The organism is Pseudomonas sp. LRF_L74, assembly GCF_965644255.1.
Taxonomy (GTDB): domain Bacteria; phylum Pseudomonadota; class Gammaproteobacteria; order Pseudomonadales; family Pseudomonadaceae; genus Aquipseudomonas.
On record NZ_CBFFRH010000004.1, the window covers coordinates 480,525 to 501,562 of the forward strand.

Here is a 21,038-nt window from a genome sequence, read left to right on the forward strand (position 1 = left end):
TCCAGGCATCTAGACTGCGCAACCTATGAACATGCGCGCCCCTCAACTCGACTTCGAGCCCGCTGACGATCTGGCCGTCCTGTGCAAGGCTGGCGGCGACCCGCTGCGCCTGAATGTATTGCGCGCCCTGGCCAACGACTCGTTCGGCGTGCTGGAGCTGGCGCAGATATTCGCCATCGGCCAGTCGGGTATCAGCCATCACCTCAAGGTGCTGGCCCAGGCCGGGCTGGTGGCGACACGGCGCGAAGGCAACGCGATCTTCTATCGCCGCGCCCTGCCCCACGGCGCCCTGCATGCCGCGCTGTTGCAGGATGTCGACGCGCGGGCGCTGCCCGCCGAAGTCCAGGTGCGCATCAGCGCGGTGCATGGGCAACGCGCCCAGGCCAGCCGGATGTTCTTCGACAAGGCGACGGACAAGCTCCGCGCCCAGCAGGACCTGATCGCAGGACTGCCGCAATACCGTGACAGCGTGCTGGCCCTGCTCGATGCCCTGCGTTTCGAGACAGGCGCCAGCGCGCTGGAAGTGGGGCCGGGTGATGGCGGTTTCTTGCCCGAACTGGCGCGGCGCTTCGCCCGCGTCACCGCCCTGGACAACAGCACCGCCATGCTCGAACTGGCTCGCGAACGTTGCCGACAGGACCACCTGGACAACGTCGAACTGCGCCTCGCCGACGCCCTCGGCGCCGATGACATCGAGGCCGCCGACTGCGTGGTGGTGAACATGGTCCTGCACCATTTCGCCGCACCGGCCGAGGCCTTGAAACAACTGGCGCGCCGGGTGAAACACGGCGGCAGCCTGCTGATCACCGAGCTGTGCAGCCACGACCAGGGCTGGGCGCGGGACGCCTGCGGCGACCTGTGGCTCGGCTTCGAGCAGGAAGACCTGGCCCATTGGGCCGAAGCCGCGGGCCTTGCCCTCGGCGAAAGTCTCTACATCGGCTTGCGCAACGGCTTTCAGATTCAGGTACGGCACTTCGCCAGACCGGATGCGAAGCAAGCACCCTCAGGAATAGATAGGAACCCGCAATGAGCGAATACGCGCTGTTTACCTCCGAGTCCGTGTCCGAAGGCCATCCGGACAAGATCGCCGACCAGATTTCCGATGCCGTCCTCGACGCCATCATCACCCAGGACAAGCACGCCCGCGTGGCCGTGGAAACCCTGGTCAAGACCGGCGTGGCGATCATCGCCGGCGAAGTCACCACCAGCGCCTGGGTCGACCTCGAACAGATCGTCCGCGACGTGATCTGCAATATCGGCTACACCAGCTCCGACGTCGGCTTCGACGGCGCCACCTGCGGCGTGATGAACATCATCGGCAAGCAGTCCCCGGACATCAACCAGGGGGTCGACCGCGCCAGGCCGGAAGACCAGGGCGCCGGCGACCAGGGCCTGATGTTCGGCTATGCCAGCAACGAGACCGACGTGCTGATGCCGGCGCCGATCCGCTTTTCCCATGCCCTGGTCGAGCGCCAGGCCGAAGCACGCAAGTCCGGCCTGCTGCCATGGCTGCGCCCGGACGCCAAGAGCCAGGTCACCTGCCGCTATGAAAACGGCAAGGTGGTCGGCATCGACGCCGTGGTGCTGTCCACCCAGCACAACCCGGAGGTCAGCCTGAGCGACCTGCGCGAAGCCGTGATGGAACTGGTGATCAAGCACACCCTGCCGGCCGAACTGCTGCACAAGGACACCCAGTTCCACATCAACCCGACCGGCAACTTCGTCATTGGCGGCCCGGTGGGCGACTGCGGCCTGACCGGGCGCAAGATCATCGTCGACAGCTACGGCGGCATGGCCCGCCACGGCGGCGGTGCGTTCTCCGGCAAGGACCCGTCCAAGGTCGACCGCTCGGCGGCCTACGCCGGTCGCTACGTAGCCAAGAACATCGTCGCCGCCGGCCTCGCCGAGCGCTGCGAGATCCAGGTGTCCTACGCCATCGGCGTGGCCCTGCCGACCTCCATCTCGATCAACACCTTCGGCACCAACAAGGTGCCGGAAGCCACCATCATCAAGCTGGTGCGCGAAGTATTCGACCTGCGCCCGTACGCCATCACCAAGATGCTCGACCTGCTGCACCCGATGTACCTGCCGACCGCCGCCTACGGCCACTTCGGCCGCGAGCCGCGGCAACTGACCGTTGGCGACGACAGCTTCACCAGCTTCACCTGGGAGAAGACCGACAAGGTCGCCGACCTGCGCGCCGCTGCCGGCCTGTAAGCCAGAGCGTTGCAGACGAAGCCCCGCCCGAGCGATCCGGCGGGGCTTTTTCGTTGCCGCGCGCCAGCTTGCGAAGCGTGCCTCGTTTCCTGGCGCCGACGTTCGCTAGTCTGCGCGGCACATGAATCGAGCAAGGACGCTCTGTATGAAACGCCGGACCGCGTTACCCCTTCTATTCGCCTGCCTGATCGAAACCAGCCTGGCCTGTCCCCGCTGGTCGCCCACGCAGGCCGGGCAGGAACTTGCGGCGCTGGGCACCCAGCTCGCCGCCTGGGACGACAGCTATCAGCGCCTCGGCCAGTCGCCGGTCAACGATGAACTCTACGACCAGGCCCAGAATCGCCTGCAGCAATGGCGCAACTGTTTTCCCGGCCAGGCAGCGGCGGCTGAAATACCAGGCTCCAGCGTCGGCGCCCAGCTCGAACATCCCGTGCGCCATCCGGTCCCGCAGACCGGCCTGGGCAAGTTGCCTGACGAACGCGCGGCGAGTGAGTGGATCGCCAGGCGCGACGAAGTATGGATTCAGCCCAAGGTCGATGGCGTGGCTGTCACCCTGGTCTATCGCGACGGGCAACTGGTACAGGCGATCAGCCGTGGCGACGGCCGCAGCGGCGAAGACTGGACCGACAAGCTGCGCCAGTTGCCAGCCATTCCCCGGACGCTATCGCGCCGCGATGAACTGATCCTGCAAGGCGAGCTTTACTGGCGCCTGCCACAGCACGTCCAGGCGGAAAAAGGTGGCCTTGGCGCGCGTGGCAAGGTCGCCGGGCTGCTGAACCGAAATGCGCCGCCAGCCACGGACGCGGCGGAAATCGGCCTGTTCGTCTGGGACTGGCCGAACGGTCCATCGACACTCCCCGAGCGCCTGGCCGGACTGAGCGAGATGGGCTTCAGCGATCCACAGACGTACAGCCAGCCAATCACCACGCTGACCGACGCCAAGCGCTGGCGTGAGCACTGGTATCGCTCGCCCCTGCCTTTCGCCAGCGACGGCGTGGTTCTGCGCCAGAGCACGCGCTTGCCCGCCTCGCGCTGGAAGGCCGAAGCGCCGAATTGGGCCATCGCCTGGAAGTACCCGCTCGCCCAGGCCCTGGCCGAAGTGCGCACGGTCGAGTTCACGGTCGGCCGCACCGGCAGGATCACGCCCCTGCTGATGCTGCACCCCGTGCGCCTCGACGAGCGCACCATCACCCGCGTCAGCGCCGGATCGCTGCGCCGCTGGCAAGCGCTGGATATCCGTCCCGGCGACCAGGTCGCCATCGCCCTGGCCGGGCAAACCATCCCACGCCTGGATGAGGTGATCTGGCGCAACCGGCAACGTGTGCCACTGACGGTGCCTTCCGCCAGCGATTACCACCCGCTCAGTTGCTGGCGGGCGACCCCAGGTTGCGCAAGCCAGTTCCATGCGCGCCTGCAATGGCTCAGCGGCAAGCAGGGGCTGGCGATGAGCGGGGTCGGCCCCGGGACCTGGGCTCGGCTGCAACGGGCCGGCAAGCTGGATGGGCTGCTCGACTGGCTGGCCCTGGATGCGCGCGAGATCGCTACGGTTCCCGGCTTCGCTTCGCGCAGCGCGGGGCAACTCGCCGAGCGCTTCGCCAGCGCGCGCCAACAGCCATTCAGTCGCTGGTTGAAAGCACTGGGCATGCCGCCAAGCGGTTCCGCGCCCCTGCCGCAGGATTGGCAGGTGTTGGCGCAGCGCAGCCAGGACGATTGGAAGGCGTTACCCGGCGTTGGCGCGAAACGCGCGCGCCAGTTGGTCGAGTTCTTCAACCACCCCGAAGTGGCAGGCCTGGCCCAGCGGCTCGCGCAGCACGGCGTCGCCGGCTTCACTGCGCTGCTGGCGGAAAATCAATAGGCGCGAAATTCGCGGTGGCAGGCCTCGCAGGCATTCTCGACAGCCCGCACCAAGGGCTCTGCCGTCTCGGCGTTCAGGGGCTGGGCAGGCGTGGCCAACGCGGCGGTCGCCTCTTCGAGCTGCCTCGCCAGAAGCTGGAAACGTGCCTGCTGCTGCCAGACCTCGGTTCGCGCCTCGCCCTGCTTGCCGTCGCTCGGCTCGGGAAAATACTGCCAGGGTTGCCGCGACAGTTCATCGAGCCGGGTCGCTCCGGCGTTGAAGCGCACGCTGTCGAACGCGATGCGCCCGCGCAGCATGCCACCCAGGTCTTCACTCTCGTGCAGCATCTGCTTGAAGATTGCCTCGCGCCTGCCCTGCGGCGAATTCGGATCGACGCCACCGCAACCGGCCAGAACGACGGCAAGGAAGAACAACAGGGTGATACGGCGGATCATGGCGACCATCACGGCAATCGGAACGCCGGCCAGTATCCGCTCATGGCCGGCGAATGCCAGATGGGGCGACAGTTTGTCGCCCCGAACGGGCTCAGATCTCGTCCTTGAACTGATCCTTGATGTAGGTGATCTCGGTCTTGCCATGCGGCGCCGGCAGGCCATCCTCGCCCATGTTGACGAACACCATCTTGTCGATGGTCAGGATGCTCTTGCGGGTGATCTTGTTGCGCACTTCACAGCGCATGGTGATCGAACTGCGGCCGAAATCGGTCGCGGTGATACCCAGTTCGATGACGTCGCCCTGGCGAGCGGAGCTGACGAAGTTGATCTCGGAGATCAGCTTGGTCACCACACGCTGGCTGCCGAGCTGGACGATGGCGTAGATCGCCGCCTCTTCGTCGATCCACTTCAGCAGGCTGCCACCGAACAGCGTCCCGTTGGGGTTGAGGTCTTCCGGCTTCACCCATTTGCGTGTGTGGAAGTTCATGCGTACTCCTTGTCCATCGCTAACGTTCGGCCAGCATGATCGCAGACGAGAGCGGCGCTGTCGCGGCACGCGGGTCAATAAGGTTTATCAATTCCGTACATGGTCAGTGCAGGCTTTTGATACGGCGTCCCCACGAACAGCTGCTACGAGGCAATTGCGGACGTTCCACGAACACCCGGTCCACACTCAATCGTCATTCCCGCGAAGGCGGGAATCCAGAAGCGCCTTTTTGGGTTCCCGCCTTCGCGGGAATGACGAGGATATAAACCGATCATCGGACAAGTGTCCGCAATTACCTTACTACTGCCCTCAAGCCGAGGCCACGAACAGGCTGACGATGATGCCCAATCCGGCGAACCACACCAGCGAGCGCAACGTCGCCCAGTCGAGCACATAGCAGATCAGGTACAGCACGCGGCTGATGACGAATGCCACGGCCAGGGCATCCACCGTCGATTGCGCGGCACCGCCGGCCAGGTGGGCGATGATGACCGCGGCGAAGAACGCCGGGTTGGTCTCGAAACCGTTGAGCTGGGCACTGTTGGCTCGTGCGGCGCGCCCTTCGAGCCCCGCGAGGAAGGCTCGCGGATGATGGTTATGCTGCGGCGCCAGGCCACCGGCGATGGCCTTGGCCGTCAGCGTGGCGACGTAGGGCAGGAAGATAGCGATCAGCACACACCAATATGCGAGGGTCATGACAGCTCCATTGCATGGGAAAAAGGGGCCTGTAGCCTGCCGGTAACCGCGGACAAATACCATCCATGACACGACGGAAAACCTTGGGCTCGTGGCGCGGCGCGGCTATAATCGCCGGGCTTCACGCGAGCGGCACTGTCCGCTCGTGCCCGCCACCTGTCCGAGGGGCGCTGCAGCAGGTAGACATTGTTTTGGATCTCGACAGCCAAGGAACCTTTCCTTCGCACCGCTGCAGATCCAAATCGGATTTCACCTGTCAGGCTCGGATGGGGCGTTACCCAAACGCATCAACGGCGCCCAATCGGACTGCGTGAAAACGTAGCGAGCGCTGGCCAGCAGGCCAGGCGCACCGGTTTTCATACAGACGATCGCAGACCAACGAATGGAGAGTTCCTGCATGAGCGCTGCCTTTACCGACTACAAGGTCGCTGATATTTCCCTGGCCGACTGGGGCCGCAAAGAGCTGATCATCGCCGAGTCCGAAATGCCGGCACTGATGGGCCTGCGCCGCAAATACGTCGGCGAGCAACCGCTGAAAGGCGCGAGAATCCTCGGCTGCATCCACATGACCATCCAGACCGGCGTACTCATCGAGACGCTGACCGCCCTGGGCGCCGAAGTGCGCTGGTCGTCGTGCAACATCTTTTCCACCCAGGACCAGGCCGCCGCGGCCATCGCCGCCGCCGGCATCCCGGTATTCGCCTGGAAAGGCGAGACCGAAGCCGAGTACGAGTGGTGCATCGAGCAGACCATCCTCAAGGACGGCCAGCCGTGGGACGCCAATATGGTCCTCGACGACGGCGGCGACCTGACCCAGATCCTGCACGAGAAATACCCGCAGGTACTGGCCAACGTCCACGGCATCACCGAGGAAACCACCACTGGCGTGCACCGCTTGCTCGACATGCTCAAGGCCGGCACCCTGAAAGTCCCGGCGATCAACGTCAACGACGCGGTCACCAAGAGCAAGAACGACAACAAGTACGGCTGCCGCCACAGCCTCAACGACGCCATCAAGCGCGGCACCGACCACCTGCTGTCGGGCAAGCAGGCGCTGGTCATCGGCTACGGCGACGTGGGCAAGGGCTCGGCCGCTTCGCTGCGCCAGGAAGGCATGATCGTCAAGGTCTCCGAGATCGACCCGATCTGCGCCATGCAGGCCTGCATGGACGGCTACGAAGTGGTCTCGCCGTACACCAACGGCCTGAATGACGGCACCGACGCCAGCATCGACAAAGCCCTGCTCGGCAAGATCGACCTGATCGTCACCACCACCGGCAACGCCAACGTCTGCGACGCCGGCATGCTCAAGGCCCTGAAAGCCCGCGCCGTGGTGTGCAACATCGGTCACTTCGACAACGAGATCGACACCGCCTTCATGCGCAAGAACTGGGCCTGGGAAGAGGTCAAGCCGCAGGTGCACAAGATCCACCGCACCGGCGCCGGCAGCTTCGACCCGCGCAACGACGACTACCTGATCCTGCTGGCCGAAGGTCGCCTGGTGAACCTGGGCAATGCCACCGGCCACCCGAGCCGGATCATGGACGGCTCGTTCGCCAACCAGGTGCTGGCGCAGATATTCCTGTTCGAGCAGAAGTTCGCCACCCTCTCCGCCGAGAAGAAAGCCGAGCGCCTGACCGTCGAAGTGCTGCCGAAGAAACTCGACGAAGAAGTGGCCCTGGAAATGGTGAAAGGCTTTGGCGGCGTGGTCACTCAACTGACCACCAAGCAGGCCGAGTACATCGGCGTGGCCGTCGAAGGCCCGTTCAAGCCGGACACCTACCGCTACTAATGACCGCGCGCCGCGGGCAGGCGAAGACCTGCTCGCGGTGCCTGGCTGCAAGCTCGGGTATAAAAAATGACCACTGCAAGAAAAACCTCCGTCAGCTTCGAGTTCTTCCCGACGAAGACCGATGCCGGGCAGGAAAAACTGATCAACGTCGCCCGCGAACTGGCCCAGCACAAGCCGGACTTCTTCTCGTGCACCTATGGCGCCGGTGGCTCGACCCGCGACCGCACCATGAACACCGTGCTGCAACTCGACGGCGAAGTGAAGGTCCCGACCGCCCCTCACCTCTCCTGCGTGGGCGACAACAAGGCTGAATTGCGCAGCCTGCTCAACCAGTACAAGCACTCAGGCATCAAGCGCATCGTCGCCCTGCGCGGCGACCTGCCCTCGGGCATGGGCCTGGCCAGTGGCGAGCTGCGCTATGCCAATGAACTGGTGGAGTTCATCCGCGAAGAGAGCGGCGAACACTTCCACATCGAGGTCGCCGCCTACCCGGAAGTCCATCCGCAGGCGCGCAACTTCGAATACGACCTGGCCAACTTCGTACGCAAGGCCCAGGCCGGCGCCAACAGCGCGATCACCCAGTACTTCTTCAACGCCGACAGCTACTTCTACTTCGTCGAGCGGGTGCGCAAGGCCGGTGTCGATATCCCGATCATCCCGGGCATCATGCCGATCACCAACTACAGCAAGCTGGCGCGTTTCTCCGATGCCTGCGGCGCGGAAATGCCACGCTGGGTGCGCAAGCAACTGGAAGCCTACGGCGACGACCTGGAAAGCATCCGTGCCTTCGGTGAGCAGGTGGTCACACAAATGTGCGAGCGCCTGTTGCAAGGTGGCGCCCCCGGCTTGCACTTCTACACCCTGAACCAGACCGAACCGAGCCTGGGCATCTGGAAAAACCTCGACATCAACCGCTGACCAGGAAGGAGCCGCCCAGCGGCTCCCGACTCAAGGATGAGAGCATGAACCTTCGCAAGAGCCTGATCGCCCTCTCTATCGTTGCCGGCCTGCAAGCAGGCAGCGCCCACGCCAGCACCGACATGACCTGCAGCCCGGACTGGACGCTGACCGCCGACCGACTGTCGGGTTGCAGCAACCTGGCGTTCCTCAGCCCCGGCAACGACAGCCGGGTCAACCTGCAACTGCTGCTGGCCGACAAAGGCCGCATCACGCTGCCGACGGAGCTGAAGAGCGACGACTACGAGTCCGGCTACGCCCAGGTGCCGTTCAGCGTCGGCATGCTCGACCCGCAACACGGCGCGGACGAAGAAGAGAACGAGCCGCCTGCCGACAACGTGCCCAGCCTGAGCACGCTGCTCGAAAAACTCGGGGTCCAAAGCGGCGCAGGCGCGATCGTCACGCAGTCCTTCGCGGATGGCGAAGGTAACCGTTGCCGCAGCAATGACCTGCACAACGCACAGACCTTCATCGAGCAGATCGCCGACAATACGGCGCTGAGCGACGCAGAGCGCACCACCCTGGCCCGCGAGCGGATCAACCTGCTTACCACGTGCGACATCGGAGAGGTCCCGGCCGAAGACGAAAGCCTGTCCGAGGACAAACTCGCCCTAACCTCCGCCACGGCCAAGGCCTACGGCCGCTACCTGATTGCCGCCGAAGCGTTTTATCTGGGCAACTTCGCCAAGGCCCACGAACACTTCGCCAGCCTGATCGACAGCGATCAGCCGTGGCTGAAGGAAACAGCGCTGTACATGCAAGGGCGTGTCGCGCTGAATCAGGCTCAGCAGAATGCCTTCGACGAGTGGGGCATGCCTGATCTGGAAAAAGTCGACCGCATCAATCTCGATGCCAGCGCCGCCGGCTTCAAGGCCTACCTCCAGGCTTATCCGAACGGCCGATATTTCGCCTCGGCCCGCGGCCTGCTGCGCAAGGTCTACTGGCTGCGGGGCGACAACGCCAAGTTCATCGACGAGTTCGCCTGGCAGTTCGCCCAGGGCGAGGGCGGCAAACGCAATGTCAGCAGCCAGGAGCTGATCGAAGAGCTCGACAGCAAGCTGCAACCGACCCTCAAGCCGGATGACATCGAAGACCCGCTGTTGCTGGCGATGCTCGACCTGACCTACCTGCGCAAACCCTATGGCGATGCGTCGACGAAGATCACCCTCGAACAATTGCAGGCACAGAAAGGTCGCTTCGCCGCCGAGCCCGATCTGCATACCTACCTGCTTGCAGCCTGGCATTTCTATCGCGACACGGATGCCGACAAGACCCTCGCCGCCCTGCCCAAGCCGACCACGTCCGGCCCGCTGACCTTTATCGCGTTCAGCCAGGAAACCCTGCGCGGCCTGGCCTTGGAAGCCAAGGGCGACCTGGCTGCCGCCCAGTCTCACTGGCAGGCACTTCACGCGCGCAGCGACAACCCATTGCAGCGCGCGCAACTCGAACTCGCCCTGGCGCTCAACTACGAGAGCGATGGCAAGCTGGCCAAGGTCTTCGCCAGCGACTCGCCGATCAAGACTGCGCCGATCCGCCAGATTCTCCTGCGTAACGTCGCCAACCCCGAACTGCTGCGCCAGCAGGCAGACAACGACGCGGTGGCCCAGGCCGAACGTGACACTGCGCTTTACACCTTGCTCTACAAGGACCTCGTCTACGGCCAGTACGCCACCTTCCTCGACGACCTCAAGCGCCTGCCGCAACCAGCGCCCGCAGCCCGTAACGGTATAGACCTGGGCCTCTTCGCCTGGGCCGGCGGCAGCGATGCCGGCTACGCCTGCCCGGCACTCCACGAAATCGCCGGGCGCCTGGCCAAGAACGGTGGCGATGCCCAGGCCGCCAACTGCCTGGGCGACTTCATTCGCGTCAACGGACTGGATTACGCCACCAACCAGGAGCGCCCGGCCGCCAACCTGCTCGGCGGCACGCCCAGCCTGTTCGAAGGCTCGAACTACTCGCGCCTGGCCGGCTACATCAAGCTGATCGACGAGCCCAATAGCAGTGCCGACGACAAGGCCTACGCCCTGTTTCGCGCGATCAACTGCTACGCGCCGAGCGGCTACAACAGCTGCGACGCCCAGGACATCGCCAAGAGCCAGCGCAAGCAGTGGTTCCAGACGCTGAAGACGCGCTACGCCAAGACCCAGTGGGCGCAGGACCTGAAGTACTACTGGTAAGCGAATTGCGCACGCTCATGCTGCTCGCCCTGCTCTGCCTTCACGGGCAGGCCTGGGCCGACACCGTGGACGCCAGCGACTACGACGCCTTCTGGCTATGGAGCGGCGTGCGCCCGCAGCCGGCCTTGGCCAACGCGAAAACCCTGTACATCATCCAGGGCCAGGTCGACGGTCCGCGTCGTGCCGGTGATCCCCAGGCCCGCATGATCGCGCAAGGCATGGCGATACCTCGCCTGTCGAGCGGCGAAGTGTGGGTGACCTACCGCGCCCACACCCTCGACTGGAGCGAGGACATTTACGCCATCCTCCTCGCCCAGCTGGAACGCTGGCGGCGCGCCGGCAACCCGGTGGTCGGCGTCCAGATCGACTTCGATGCGCAGACCCGCCACCTGGATCGCTACGCCGCCTTTCTCGCAGACCTGCGCCAGCGCCTGCCACGGCACTATCGCCTGAGCATCACCGGCCTGCTCGACTGGGGCAGCAATGGCGACCCCGCCGCCCTCAACCGGCTCAAGGACGTGATCGACGAAGTGGTGATGCAAACCTACCAGGGCCGTCGCAGCATCGCGGAACACCATCGCTACCTGCCGGGCATCAGCCGCCTGCAACTGCCCTATCGCATCGGCCTGGTGCAGGGCGGTGAATGGCAGGCCGCGAAATATCTCGAAGACAGCCCATGGTTTCGTGGCTATGTGGTATTTCTGCTCAACCCGCAATCGTGAGGCTGTGGATTGAGTGAGCTGGAACGACCGTTCAACACGACGGCGCTGAGTTAGAAGCAAACATTGAGATTATTCAACGTCACTCCCGCGAAGACGGGAGCCCAGATACAAAGACGCTTCTGGCTTCCCGCTTTCGCAGGAATGACAGCTATATGCACCGATCACCCGACTAATGTCTGCTCCTCAGCCCCGGAACAGGAACAGCCCCTAACTTCAAGCGAACCATCCAGCCCACAACGGGTCGCAAGACATCCCGAGCGAAGACTCGAACGACATTTTCAAAGCCCGCCGCAGGACACCTGCCGGGCCTTCTACCGCAAGCGCCCATGGCGCCCGGCACTGCCAATCAGGAAGACAGTTCATGGTCAAACGGCACACCACCAATGCCTCGGTATCGCCCAAGGGCAGCCTGGAAACCCTCTCCCAACGCGAAGTGCAGCAGTTGCGCGAAACCGGTTCGGGCAGTATCTACGCGCTGTTCCGCCAATGCGCCCTGGCGATCCTCAACACCGGCTCGCACAGCGACAACGCCAAGACCATCCTCGAGGCCTACCCTAACTTCGAAATCCACATCCACCAGCAGGATCGCGGCATCCGCCTGGAACTGCTGAATGCCCCGGCCGACGCCTTCGTCGACGGCGAGATGATCGCCAGCACCCGCGAAATGCTGTTCAGCGCCTTGCGCGACATTGTCTACACCCAGAGCGAACTGGAAAACCAGCGCATCGACTTCGACAGTTCGCAAGGCATCACCGACTACGTCTTCCACCTGCTGCGCAACGCCCACACCCTGCGCGCCGGCGTCGAGCCGAAGATGGTAGTGTGCTGGGGCGGCCACTCGATCAGCACCGAGGAATACAAGTACACCAAGCGCGTCGGCCACGAACTCGGCCTGCGCGGCCTGGACATCTGCACCGGCTGCGGCCCGGGCGTGATGAAGGGGCCGATGAAGGGCGCGACCATTTCCCACACCAAGCAGCGCATCGTCGGCGGCCGTTACCTGGGCCTGACCGAACCGGGCATCATCGCCGCCGAGGCGCCGAACCCGATCGTCAACGAACTGGTGATCCTGCCGGACATCGAGAAACGCCTGGAGGCCTTCGTGCGGGTCGGCCACGGCATCATCATCTTTCCCGGTGGCGCCGGCACGGCCGAGGAATTCCTCTACCTGCTCGGCATCCTCATGCACCCGGAAAACGCCGAGCTGCCCTTCCCGCTGGCGCTCACCGGGCCGAAGGACGCCGAGCCTTACCTGAGGCAGTTGCATGCCTTCATCGGCGCCACCCTGGGCGAGCAAGCGCAGAAACGCTACGTACTGATTCCCAACGATCCCGCCGAAGTGGCACGGCACATGGCGGCCGGCATGGCCGAGGTCAAGCGCTTCCGCCGTGAACGCAACGATGCCTTCCACTTCAACTGGCTGTTGAAGATCGACGAAAGTTTCCAGCACCCGTTCGAGCCGACCCATGAGGCCATGGCCAGCCTCAACCTGACCCGCGAGCAGCCGGTACACCAGCTCGCCGCCAACCTGCGTCGCGCCTTCTCCGGCATCGTCGCCGGCAACGTCAAGGCCCACGGCATCCGCCTGATCGAAGAACACGGCCCGTACGAACTGCGTGGCGAGAAAAGCATCATGCAACCGCTGGATCGCCTGCTGCAGGCCTTCGTCGAGCAACACCGCATGAAGCTGCCGGGTGGCTCGGCCTATGTGCCGTGTTATCGGGTGGTGAGCTGAAGCGAGGGATCAGGGCGGCTGGTGCAACCCTGATCCACGCCAGATCACGCCGCTACAAGCCTCAGAACTCATACTTGACCGTCAACTCGGTACTGCGAGGCTGCTGGCGATAGACCTGCATGGCATCCTCGGTCAGCCCGTAGTACTTCTTGTCCAGCACATTGTTCACGTTGAGCTGTGCCGACCATTGCTTATCCAGCTGATAGCGCGCCATCAGGTCCACCAACCAATAAGCGTCCTGCTCCAGCTTGGGCGTCAGCGCCTGCTGGGCATAGGTCTCGCTCTGCCAGCGCACGCCACCGCCGACGGTCAAGCCATGCAGCGCTCCGGGCAGGCGATAGCTGGTGAACAGGTTGAACTGCTTGCGCGGGATCAGGGAATTGACGTCGTCACCGTTGCCATCCTTGGCCTTGAACCTGGAATAGCCGGTGCTGACGTTCCAGTCCGGCATCACTTCACCGACGACCTCGATTTCGAAGCCCCGGCTTTCCACGCCCTTCACTTCCACGTAGGCCGTTTGCAATGGCGACACGTTGTCGATGAAACCATTGGCCTTGGCTACGTTGTCTTGCTGGATCCTGAAGATGGACAGGCTGGCATTCAGGCGATTGTCGAAGAACGCCCCCTTCAGCCCATATTCGCGGGTGTTTCCTTCGATGGGCGAAAGCAACTTGTTGCTGGCGCTGCGCTGTTTCTGCGGCTCGAAGATGCTTGCGTAACTGGCATAGGCGGAGATGTTCGAGGTGATGTCCAGCACCAGGCCGGCATAGGGAATCACCTCGTTGTCGAGCTTGAAATCATTGCCGGAATCATTGAAGTCGACCACACGGTAATCGACCATGCGCGCGCCGAGGATCAGCTTGAGCGGCTCGGCCAGGGAAAAACGCCCGGCCGCGTAGAGCGCCTCCTGGGTGATCTTGTTGTGCTGGTAGTTCTGCCGCGGGATGTAACTCGGCTCGACGACATGGCCGTTCCAGTCGAAGATGCTGGGCACCTGATCGGCATCGATATTGGCTGGCGCGCCATCGGCCTCGAAGCGCTCGGTCTCGTGATCGTAGCCGAACGCCAGCTCGTGGCTGAGCCCGAGCAACTCGAACTTGCCCTCCAGTTGTACGTCGACGTTCTCCTTGTCGTTGTCGACGAAATACATGCCGCCGTAGCCACTGGTGGGCAGGGCATAGATGAAGCCGCCGAAGTCGAAATAGAGGTAGGAATGGCCGTCCTGCGGGTTGATCGGATAGAAGTAGTTGTCGATCAGCTTGGACTCGGACTGGCGGTCGCCGCGCGAATAGCCCAACTTGAGCCGCCAGTCGTCGCCCAGCCCCTGTTCGGCGTTGATGAACCAGTTGGTGTATTGCGTATTCCAGTACGACCAGGCGGCCGAGGTGGTCTTGCTGCGCCCCCAGTCGGCGCGCGTGGCGTCGTATGGGCTGCTGGCGATCCAGGCGGGCATGCCGCCCCAGGTCGGGCTGCCGGTGTGGTTCTCCTGGTGGTTGATCCCCGCCGACAGCAACGTGCTGTCACCGATATCCTGCTCCAGTGTGGCATAGAGAATATGCTGGCGGTTCTTGCGCAGGTCCATGTAATGGTCGCCCTCGTCATAGTTCGCCACCACCCGCGCCCGGGTCGTGCCGCTGGGCGTCAGCGGGCTGCCGACATCGACGGTGGTGCCGCGCTGCGACCAGCTCCCCGCGTCGACCGCCACACTGCCGGTCAGCGTCTTGCTGTCGGCCCGCTTGCGCACCAGGTTGATGACCGCGGAAGGGTTGCCAACGCCGGTCATGAGGCCATCCGAGCCGCGCAGGATTTCCACGTGGTCATACACCACCGTATTGCTGAACAGCTCGCCAGCGCTCCACTGTTCATTGATCGTCGTTGGCGAACCATCGATGAGGTAGTTATTGATGTTGAAGCCACGCGAAAAAATGCTGCTGCGATTGCTCTCGTAGCGGTTGATCGAGAGACCGGTGCTGTTCTCGATCACATCGGCCAGGTTCTTGATCTTCTTGTCTTCGATCATCTGCTCGCTGATGACGCTGATCGACTGCGGGGTATCGCGCAGCGACATATTGAAGGGCAAGGCGGTCTTGGCCGTGCTTGCGCCGTACAGGCCACTGCCCTCGGTGGTTGTGCCCTGTGCGTTGACCGATAGCGCGGAGAGTTCGAGGGCGCCATCGCTGCCGCTGCCCGCCTCGCTGCGCACGACGACATAGACGCCATCGCCCTGGCTCACGGCTTGCAGCCCAGAACCTGCGAGCAATGTCGCCAGTCCTTCTTCCGCACTGTACTCCCCGCGCAAGCCTGATGAGGCCCGCCCCTCTGTCAGGTCCGGCGAGAATTGCACGGTGATCCCGGCCTCGGCGGCGAAACGATTCAATGCCTGGGTCAGGCTGCCAGCCTGGATCTGGTAGTGAGCGGCCGGTGCGGCCAGGGCTGGCAGCGGCTGTGCGCCCAGCGCGGCAGCCAGCAGGGAAAGCGCCAGGACCTGGCGGGCTCCTTGGGTGGTTCTCATCGAATCGACATCCTGTGTTATGGGCAGATTTCCCTGTTCAGGACTGATGAGCGAGAAAAAAGGGCCAGGCATTTTCAACGCGCTTGAGTCAACGCCCGTGCACCGTCACCCAATAGTTCGTGCGCCGAGTCACTACCACGGGCAGGGTCGCCGGCAGTGCGGCAAGGATTGCGTCGCTGTTATCGAGCTGGAAAGTGCCGCTGATGCGCAGGCCTTCCACTTCAGGCGCGCAACGCAGCCAACCGGCCCGGTAGCGATCGAGCTCGGCAAGGAACTCGCGTAACGGCATGCCATCGGCGATCAATTGGCCACGGCTCCAACCGGCGGCATCCTCCGTCACGGCTGAAAGCACGCCACGGCTCTCCTGGCTGAAACGCAATTGCTGGCCCGCGCTGATGGTAACGCTGTCGCCATGAAATGGACTGGCGCGTACCGCCCCGTCGAACACCGCAAGATGGGTCAGTGCCCGGTCGTCAAGGCGCCGCACCGAGAAGCGCGTGCCGAGGGCCTGCATCATGCCCTGCGCGGTCTCCACTCGCAGCGGCCGGCTGGCGAAAGCAGGGTCTTTGCCACTGTCGATCAGCAACTCACCGCGACGCAGTACGATCAGACGCTGCCGCTCATCGAAACGCACGTCGATGGCACTGTCGCTGTTGAGCTGGATGCGGCTGCCATCGGCCAGCACCAGGCTGCGGCGCTCGCCAATTGCCGTGCGCTGGTCGGCCAGCCATTGCTGGCGCTCGCCCAAGCGGTACGCCGTGTAACCCAGCGGGGCGACGATGGCGAGCACCAGCAACGTCTTGAAGGCATTACGCCGCTCGCGACCGAGGGTGCTCATCGCCATGCCCGGCGGCAGCAGGCCGAATTTTTCCTGGACCTGGCGTACGCGCTGCCAGGCCCGCTCATGCTCAGGATCGGCCAGGCGCCAACGCTCGCAGTCGTACAACTGCCTTTCGTCAGCCTCGCCGCTGTGCAGCAGCATCAGCCAATGGGCGGCCTGGCGGGCAACCTCACGGTCGATGTTGGTGTCCACTCTTCACTCCACATACAACACGCAGGCTTCGAAAGCCTGGGCCATGTAGCGTTTTACCGAGCGCTCGCCGATCTCCAGTTGCCTGGCTATCTGCACATAATTCAAACCTTCGAACTGCGACAGCAGGAACACCTGGCGAACCAGCGGACGCATGCCACTGAGCAGGCGATCGACCTGCTCCAGGGTTTCGTGGATCAACGTGAGCTCCTCGGCGGACAGGGCCACCTCGGCGGGCATTGCGGCCAGCGCCTCGAGATAGGCCCGCTCGAGGGATTGCCGGCGGAAGTGGTCATGCACCAGATGACGACCAACGGTCGCCAGGTAGGCCCTGGGTCTTTCCAGGTCAGGCAAGCGCCCGTTCTTGTGTTGCACGCCGAGCAGGCGCACGAAAACGTCCTGGGCAAAATCGGCGGCCTGGCTGGAACTGCCAACGCGGCGATACAACCAGCCCTGCAACCAGGAGCCGTGCTCGCGATACAACCCACCCACGATGTCATCCGTCATGACTGCCCTCCTGCGGAAGCGGCAGACATTAAGTGATAATAATTCTCATATCAAGACAAGGTGTCGGGAACGATACTAAAGACAGCAAGGCTGGACGGCCCGCTCTTTTGCCCTGCCTTGCTGCCTGTTCCGCCTGAAATCGACGGCCAGTAATTGACACTATCAACCAATACGACTAAGTTGACACCGTCAACCAAATAGCCGATGAACATGACTGCCCGCTACCTCGCCGATCCACTGCAGCAACTGACCCACGCCTACAAGAGCTACATGCGCCGTGCCATCCAGAAAGCTGGCATCGCACTGCCCATCACCCACGTCAGAGTGCTGCGAGGTATCGCGCATATCCCGAACTGCACCGCGCTTGGCCTTTCCGTACTCATGCGCCGCGACAAGGCGCAGATAACCCGCGTCCTCAACGACCTGCTCGATGCCGCGCTGATCATCAAGCACGACAACCCCCAGGATCGCCGTAGCCAACTGCTGGAGTTGAGCCCTGCCGGGCAAGCCATCCTGCAGCAGGTGATGGCACTGGATTCGCAAGCGACCCAACGCATGAGCGAAGGGCTGCAACCCGAGCAGATGAATACCTTCATCCAGTTGGCCCGCCACATGGCCGACAAGCTGAACGACATTCAGGAGAACTCCATGTCTCGCCCCACCCCAAGAACCCTGCAAGTCCTCGCTTCGCAACCCGTCACCCCACACATGCTCAGGATTACCCTGGGCGGCGCACAGATCGACCAGTTCCCGGCCGACCAGGAAAGCGCCTACATCAAACTGATCTTCCCGGTCGCTGACAGCGACAAGAACCTGATGCGCACCTACACCGTGCGTCATCACCGCGCCGACCAGTTCGACGTCGACTTCGTCCTGCACGAGGATGCCGGCCCGGCCTCGCAGTGGGCCAAGGACGCCAAGCCCGGCGACCAGATCCTGATCGGCGGCCCCGGCCCGAAGAAGCTGGTCGACAACAGCGCCGACTGGTTCCTCATTGTCGGCGACATGACCGCCCTGCCGGCGATCAGCGTCAACCTCGAGCAATTACCCGCCGACGCCCGCGGCCATGCGCTCATCGAGGTTATCGCTGAAAGCGACATCCAGCCGCTGCGGCATCCGGCCGGGGTCGAGCTGCATTGGCTGATCAACCCGCATCCAGGCGAAGACAGTGAGCTACTGGTCGAGCGCGTGCGCGGACTGGACTGGCCAGCGGGACGCCCGAGCGTCTGGGCCGCCTGCGAATTCAACGCCATGCGTGCCTTGCGCAAGCACTTCAAGGAGGAACGCCAGGTCGAGCGCAAGGACCTGTACATCTCCAGCTACTGGAAACTCGGCAGCAGCGAAGACCAGCACAAGGCCGCCAAGCGCGAGGATGCGGAAGCGCAGGGGGAATAAGACGGCTCCAAGCCATCAACTTCAAGCGACAAGCGGGAGCAGGCCAACACCTAGGGTCTGTTGACGTTTCGTCGCGACCGCGCCGGAGCCAGCTTTTACACGAGGCGAGGCGCGAGATGTGAAGTTTAGTGGGCTAAATGAGCCATCGAGTAACGCTGCATCGTGTAAAAACTGGCCCGGCCCTTCGGGTTGTGCGAGAAATAACCCCCGCTGTCGTTGCAGGACTTGGTAAGGGAATGACCATTGCCTGCGTCCTGCGCCTAACCGGGGCTTATTTCTCGCGACAACGCGGCTTGCGCCGAAACGTCAACAGACCCTAGCTCCAGCCTGGAGCTTGAAGCGCCGATTGCCATTTAGCAGAAGATGGCTGCGCAAATCATTTGCAATGTTTATACTCACGTGCATCCCGCCAGGCTTGCGCCCGGATGCTAGGCCACTCTCAGGTCAGCAGCTCCGGTCGGGGTCGCCCCCCACGGGCGATTCGAGCTAGGCACGTTCCCCATCGGGCCCTCGCCCTATACAGACAGGATTACTCATGTCCTTTGTTTCCCTCGGTCTCTCCGAGGCATTGGCCGGTGCTGTTGAAGCTGCCGGCTACGCCCAGCCCACTCCGGTGCAACAGCGGGCCATTCCCGCCGTGTTGCAAGGTCGCGATCTGATGGTCGCCGCCCAGACGGGTACTGGTAAAACCGGCGGCTTCGCACTGCCCGTACTGGAGCGCCTGTTCCCAGGCGGCCATCCGGACAAGGCCCATCGGCGCACGGCCAAGCAGCCACGCGTGCTGGTGCTGACGCCGACCCGCGAGCTGGCGGCCCAGGTCCATGACAGCTTCAAGGTCTACGCCCGTGACCTGCCGATGGTCAGCGCCTGCATCTTCGGCGGCGTCGGCATGAACCCGCAGGTCCAGGCGCTGGCCAAGGGTGTCGATATCCTGGTCGCCTGCCCCGGTCGCCTGCTCGACCACGCAGGGCAGAACACCATCGACCTGTCGGGCGTGGAAATCCTGGTTCTCGACGAAGCCGACCGCATGCTCGACATGGGCTTCATCCATGACGTGAAGAAGGTCCTCGCGCGCCTGCCGGCGCAACGCCAGAACCTGCTGTTCTCGGCGACCTTCTCCAAGGACATCACCGATCTGGCCAGCAAGCTGCTGCAGGATCCCGAGCGCATCGAAGTCACCCCGCCGAACACCACGGTCGAGCGTATCGAGCAACGCATCTTCCGCCTGCCGGCCACGCACAAGCGGGCCCTGCTGGCTCACCTGATCACCCAGGGCGCCTGGGAACAGGTGCTGGTCTTCACCCGCACCAAGCATGGCGCCAACCGCCTCGCCGAGTACCTGGAAAAGCACGCTCTGCCGGCAGCCGCGATCCACGGCAACAAGAGCCAGAACGCGCGCACCAAGGCTCTGGCCGACTTCAAGGCCAACCAGATCCGCATCCTGGTCGCCACCGACATCGCCGCGCGCGGCCTGGACATCGACCAGTTGCCGCACGTGGTCAACTTCGAGCTGCCCAACGTCGAGGAAGACTACGTGCACCGCATCGGCCGTACCGGACGTGCCGGGCGCAGCGGCGAAGCGATCTCCCTGGTCGCTCCCGATGAGGAAAAACTGCTCAAGGCCATCGAGCGCCTGACCAAGCAGAAGATCCCTGATGGCGACGTCATGGGCTTCGACCCGAGCACCATCGAAGCCGAGAAGCCGGAAGTCCGCGCGCCACGCCCGGAGCGCAAACCTCGTGCCGACCGCCCGCAGCGTGAACGCAAGCCAGCCGAAGCCAATGGCACCCAGCCAGCGGCGGAAGGCCAGGAAAAACGCGCGCGCAACCGTCGCGGCGGCAAAGGCAAGGGCAAGCCCGAACAAGGCAAAGGCGTCGATATCAATCTCGCGGCCCGGGCGGCCAAGAACCCGGATATCCTGCCGGCGGAACGCGATCCCGAAGAGTTTCTCGACGACGAGTTCGATAACTTCGGCAACCGGGCGGACTACACGCCGACCCAACCCAAGCCCCAAGGCCGCAACCAGCGCCGTGGTGCCCAGGGCCAAGGCGGCCAACAGCGCCAAGCTCAAGGCCAGAACCAGAATGGCGGTCGCGGCCAGGGCCAGCAGCGCCAAGGCGGCGCCGGCCAGGGCAAACCGCGAAACGGCCAGCCACGCAACGGCCAGCAGGGGCGCAACAACGGCGGTGGACGTCGCATCGACCACGAACATCGCCAGCAGCCTGTCGTTGCCGAACCGCGCGCGAGCAAACAACCGCTGATCATTCGCAAAGGTGAACGCCTGCCGACGGCCGAACAGCTGGAGCAACTGGACAACCAACGCAGCCGTGGTGAAAAACCAGCCCTGCTGATTCGCCGCAACGAAGCGGCAGAGTGATGGTGGTGGCGTAGCCTGCCAGATAAAGAAATGCCCGCGCTGGTCGCGGGCATTTTCTTTTCTGCCAAGATCGGGTAGGAGGCGGGGTCGCCCCCGCCGTCCTCCCACACCACCGTACGTACGGTTCCGTATACGGCGGTTCAGG

The 21,038-nt window shown here is 63.7% G+C and carries 16 protein-coding genes and 1 riboswitch; of the genes, 10 read left to right on the forward strand and 6 right to left on the reverse strand.

Annotated features, from left to right (window positions below):
- Nucleotides 1–25 precede the first annotated feature (25 nt).
- The 3 genes from ACSZPK_RS13545 (at nt 26) to ligB (ending at nt 4,072) form a co-directional block, all read left to right on the forward strand.
- The gene (locus ACSZPK_RS13545) at nt 26–1,030 is read left to right on the forward strand and encodes an ArsR/SmtB family transcription factor (RefSeq protein ID WP_437881987.1); all 1,005 of its coding nucleotides are present in this window, start codon (nt 26–28) and stop codon (nt 1,028–1,030) included.
- Nucleotides 1,027–2,217 carry a methionine adenosyltransferase gene (gene metK, locus ACSZPK_RS13550; RefSeq protein WP_437881988.1) on the forward strand — a complete coding sequence of 397 codons (1,191 nt, stop codon included), beginning with the start codon at nt 1,027–1,029 and terminating at the stop codon, nt 2,215–2,217. The genes ACSZPK_RS13545 and metK overlap by 4 nt, the downstream gene beginning before the upstream one ends.
- A gap of 145 nt (nt 2,218–2,362) precedes the next feature.
- Nucleotides 2,363–4,072, forward strand: a complete 1,710-nt coding sequence (ligB, locus tag ACSZPK_RS13555; protein ID WP_437881989.1) for an NAD-dependent DNA ligase LigB — start codon at nt 2,363–2,365, stop codon at nt 4,070–4,072.
- Here the strand turns inward: ligB and ACSZPK_RS13560 are convergent.
- From ACSZPK_RS13560 to ACSZPK_RS13570, 3 genes are all read right to left on the reverse strand, one after another.
- A complete protein-coding gene (locus ACSZPK_RS13560; RefSeq protein WP_437881990.1) occupies nt 4,066–4,506 on the reverse strand; it encodes a c-type cytochrome in 441 nt (146 codons plus the stop codon). The two genes, ligB and ACSZPK_RS13560, sit on opposite strands and share 7 nt — an antisense overlap.
- 91 nt (nt 4,507–4,597) lie before the next feature.
- Complete coding sequence (locus ACSZPK_RS13565) at nt 4,598–4,993, reverse strand: acyl-CoA thioesterase (protein WP_437881991.1); 396 nt, start codon at nt 4,991–4,993, stop codon at nt 4,598–4,600.
- Nucleotides 4,994–5,302: 309 nt separating this feature from the next.
- Nucleotides 5,303–5,689, reverse strand: a complete 387-nt coding sequence (locus ACSZPK_RS13570; RefSeq protein WP_437881992.1) for an MAPEG family protein — start codon at nt 5,687–5,689, stop codon at nt 5,303–5,305.
- A gap of 156 nt (nt 5,690–5,845) precedes the next feature.
- Nucleotides 5,846–5,995: riboswitch (S-adenosyl-L-homocysteine riboswitch) on the forward strand.
- 76 nt (nt 5,996–6,071) lie between these two features.
- Here ACSZPK_RS13570 and ahcY point away from each other — a divergent pair.
- The 5 genes from ahcY to ppnN all read left to right on the forward strand — a co-directional run bounded on the left by ahcY (nt 6,072) and on the right by ppnN (nt 13,072).
- Nucleotides 6,072–7,481 carry an adenosylhomocysteinase gene (gene ahcY / locus ACSZPK_RS13575; RefSeq protein WP_437881993.1) on the forward strand — a complete coding sequence of 470 codons (1,410 nt, stop codon included), beginning with the start codon at nt 6,072–6,074 and terminating at the stop codon, nt 7,479–7,481.
- Between the two features lie 66 nt (nt 7,482–7,547).
- On the forward strand, nt 7,548–8,399 hold the full coding sequence (gene metF / locus ACSZPK_RS13580) for a methylenetetrahydrofolate reductase [NAD(P)H] (RefSeq protein WP_437881994.1): 852 nt from the start codon (nt 7,548–7,550) through the stop codon (nt 8,397–8,399).
- Between the two features lie 44 nt (nt 8,400–8,443).
- Nucleotides 8,444–10,615, forward strand: a complete 2,172-nt coding sequence (locus ACSZPK_RS13585; protein WP_437881995.1) for a hypothetical protein — start codon at nt 8,444–8,446, stop codon at nt 10,613–10,615.
- Nucleotides 10,616–10,632: 17 nt separating this feature from the next.
- Nucleotides 10,633–11,337: a DUF3142 domain-containing protein gene (locus ACSZPK_RS13590; RefSeq protein ID WP_437882017.1), complete on the forward strand. Its 705-nt coding sequence runs from the start codon at nt 10,633–10,635 to the stop codon at nt 11,335–11,337.
- Between the two features lie 361 nt (nt 11,338–11,698).
- On the forward strand, nt 11,699–13,072 hold the full coding sequence (ppnN, locus tag ACSZPK_RS13595) for a nucleotide 5'-monophosphate nucleosidase PpnN (RefSeq protein WP_437881996.1): 1,374 nt from the start codon (nt 11,699–11,701) through the stop codon (nt 13,070–13,072).
- A 61-nt stretch (nt 13,073–13,133) separates the two neighbouring features.
- On the opposite strand, the gene ACSZPK_RS13600 is transcribed toward ppnN, so the two are convergent.
- From ACSZPK_RS13600 to ACSZPK_RS13610, 3 genes are all read right to left on the reverse strand, one after another.
- Nucleotides 13,134–15,584 carry a TonB-dependent siderophore receptor gene (locus tag ACSZPK_RS13600; protein WP_437881997.1) on the reverse strand — a complete coding sequence of 817 codons (2,451 nt, stop codon included), beginning with the start codon at nt 15,582–15,584 and terminating at the stop codon, nt 13,134–13,136.
- An 88-nt stretch (nt 15,585–15,672) separates the two neighbouring features.
- Nucleotides 15,673–16,617, reverse strand: a complete 945-nt coding sequence (locus ACSZPK_RS13605; protein ID WP_437881998.1) for a FecR domain-containing protein — start codon at nt 16,615–16,617, stop codon at nt 15,673–15,675.
- Nucleotides 16,618–16,620: 3 nt separating this feature from the next.
- Nucleotides 16,621–17,121, reverse strand: coding sequence for a sigma-70 family RNA polymerase sigma factor (locus ACSZPK_RS13610; protein WP_437881999.1), 501 nt, complete (start codon nt 17,119–17,121; stop codon nt 16,621–16,623).
- A gap of 204 nt (nt 17,122–17,325) precedes the next feature.
- Here ACSZPK_RS13610 and ACSZPK_RS13615 point away from each other — a divergent pair, with 204 nt between their 5' ends.
- Complete coding sequence (locus ACSZPK_RS13615; RefSeq protein ID WP_437882000.1) at nt 17,326–18,516, forward strand: SIP domain-containing protein; 1,191 nt, start codon at nt 17,326–17,328, stop codon at nt 18,514–18,516.
- 535 nt (nt 18,517–19,051) lie between these two features.
- Entirely contained in the window at nt 19,052–20,893 is a 1,842-nt protein-coding gene (locus ACSZPK_RS13620) for a DEAD/DEAH box helicase (protein ID WP_437882001.1), read from the forward strand.
- Nucleotides 20,894–21,038: the final 145 nt, after the last annotated feature.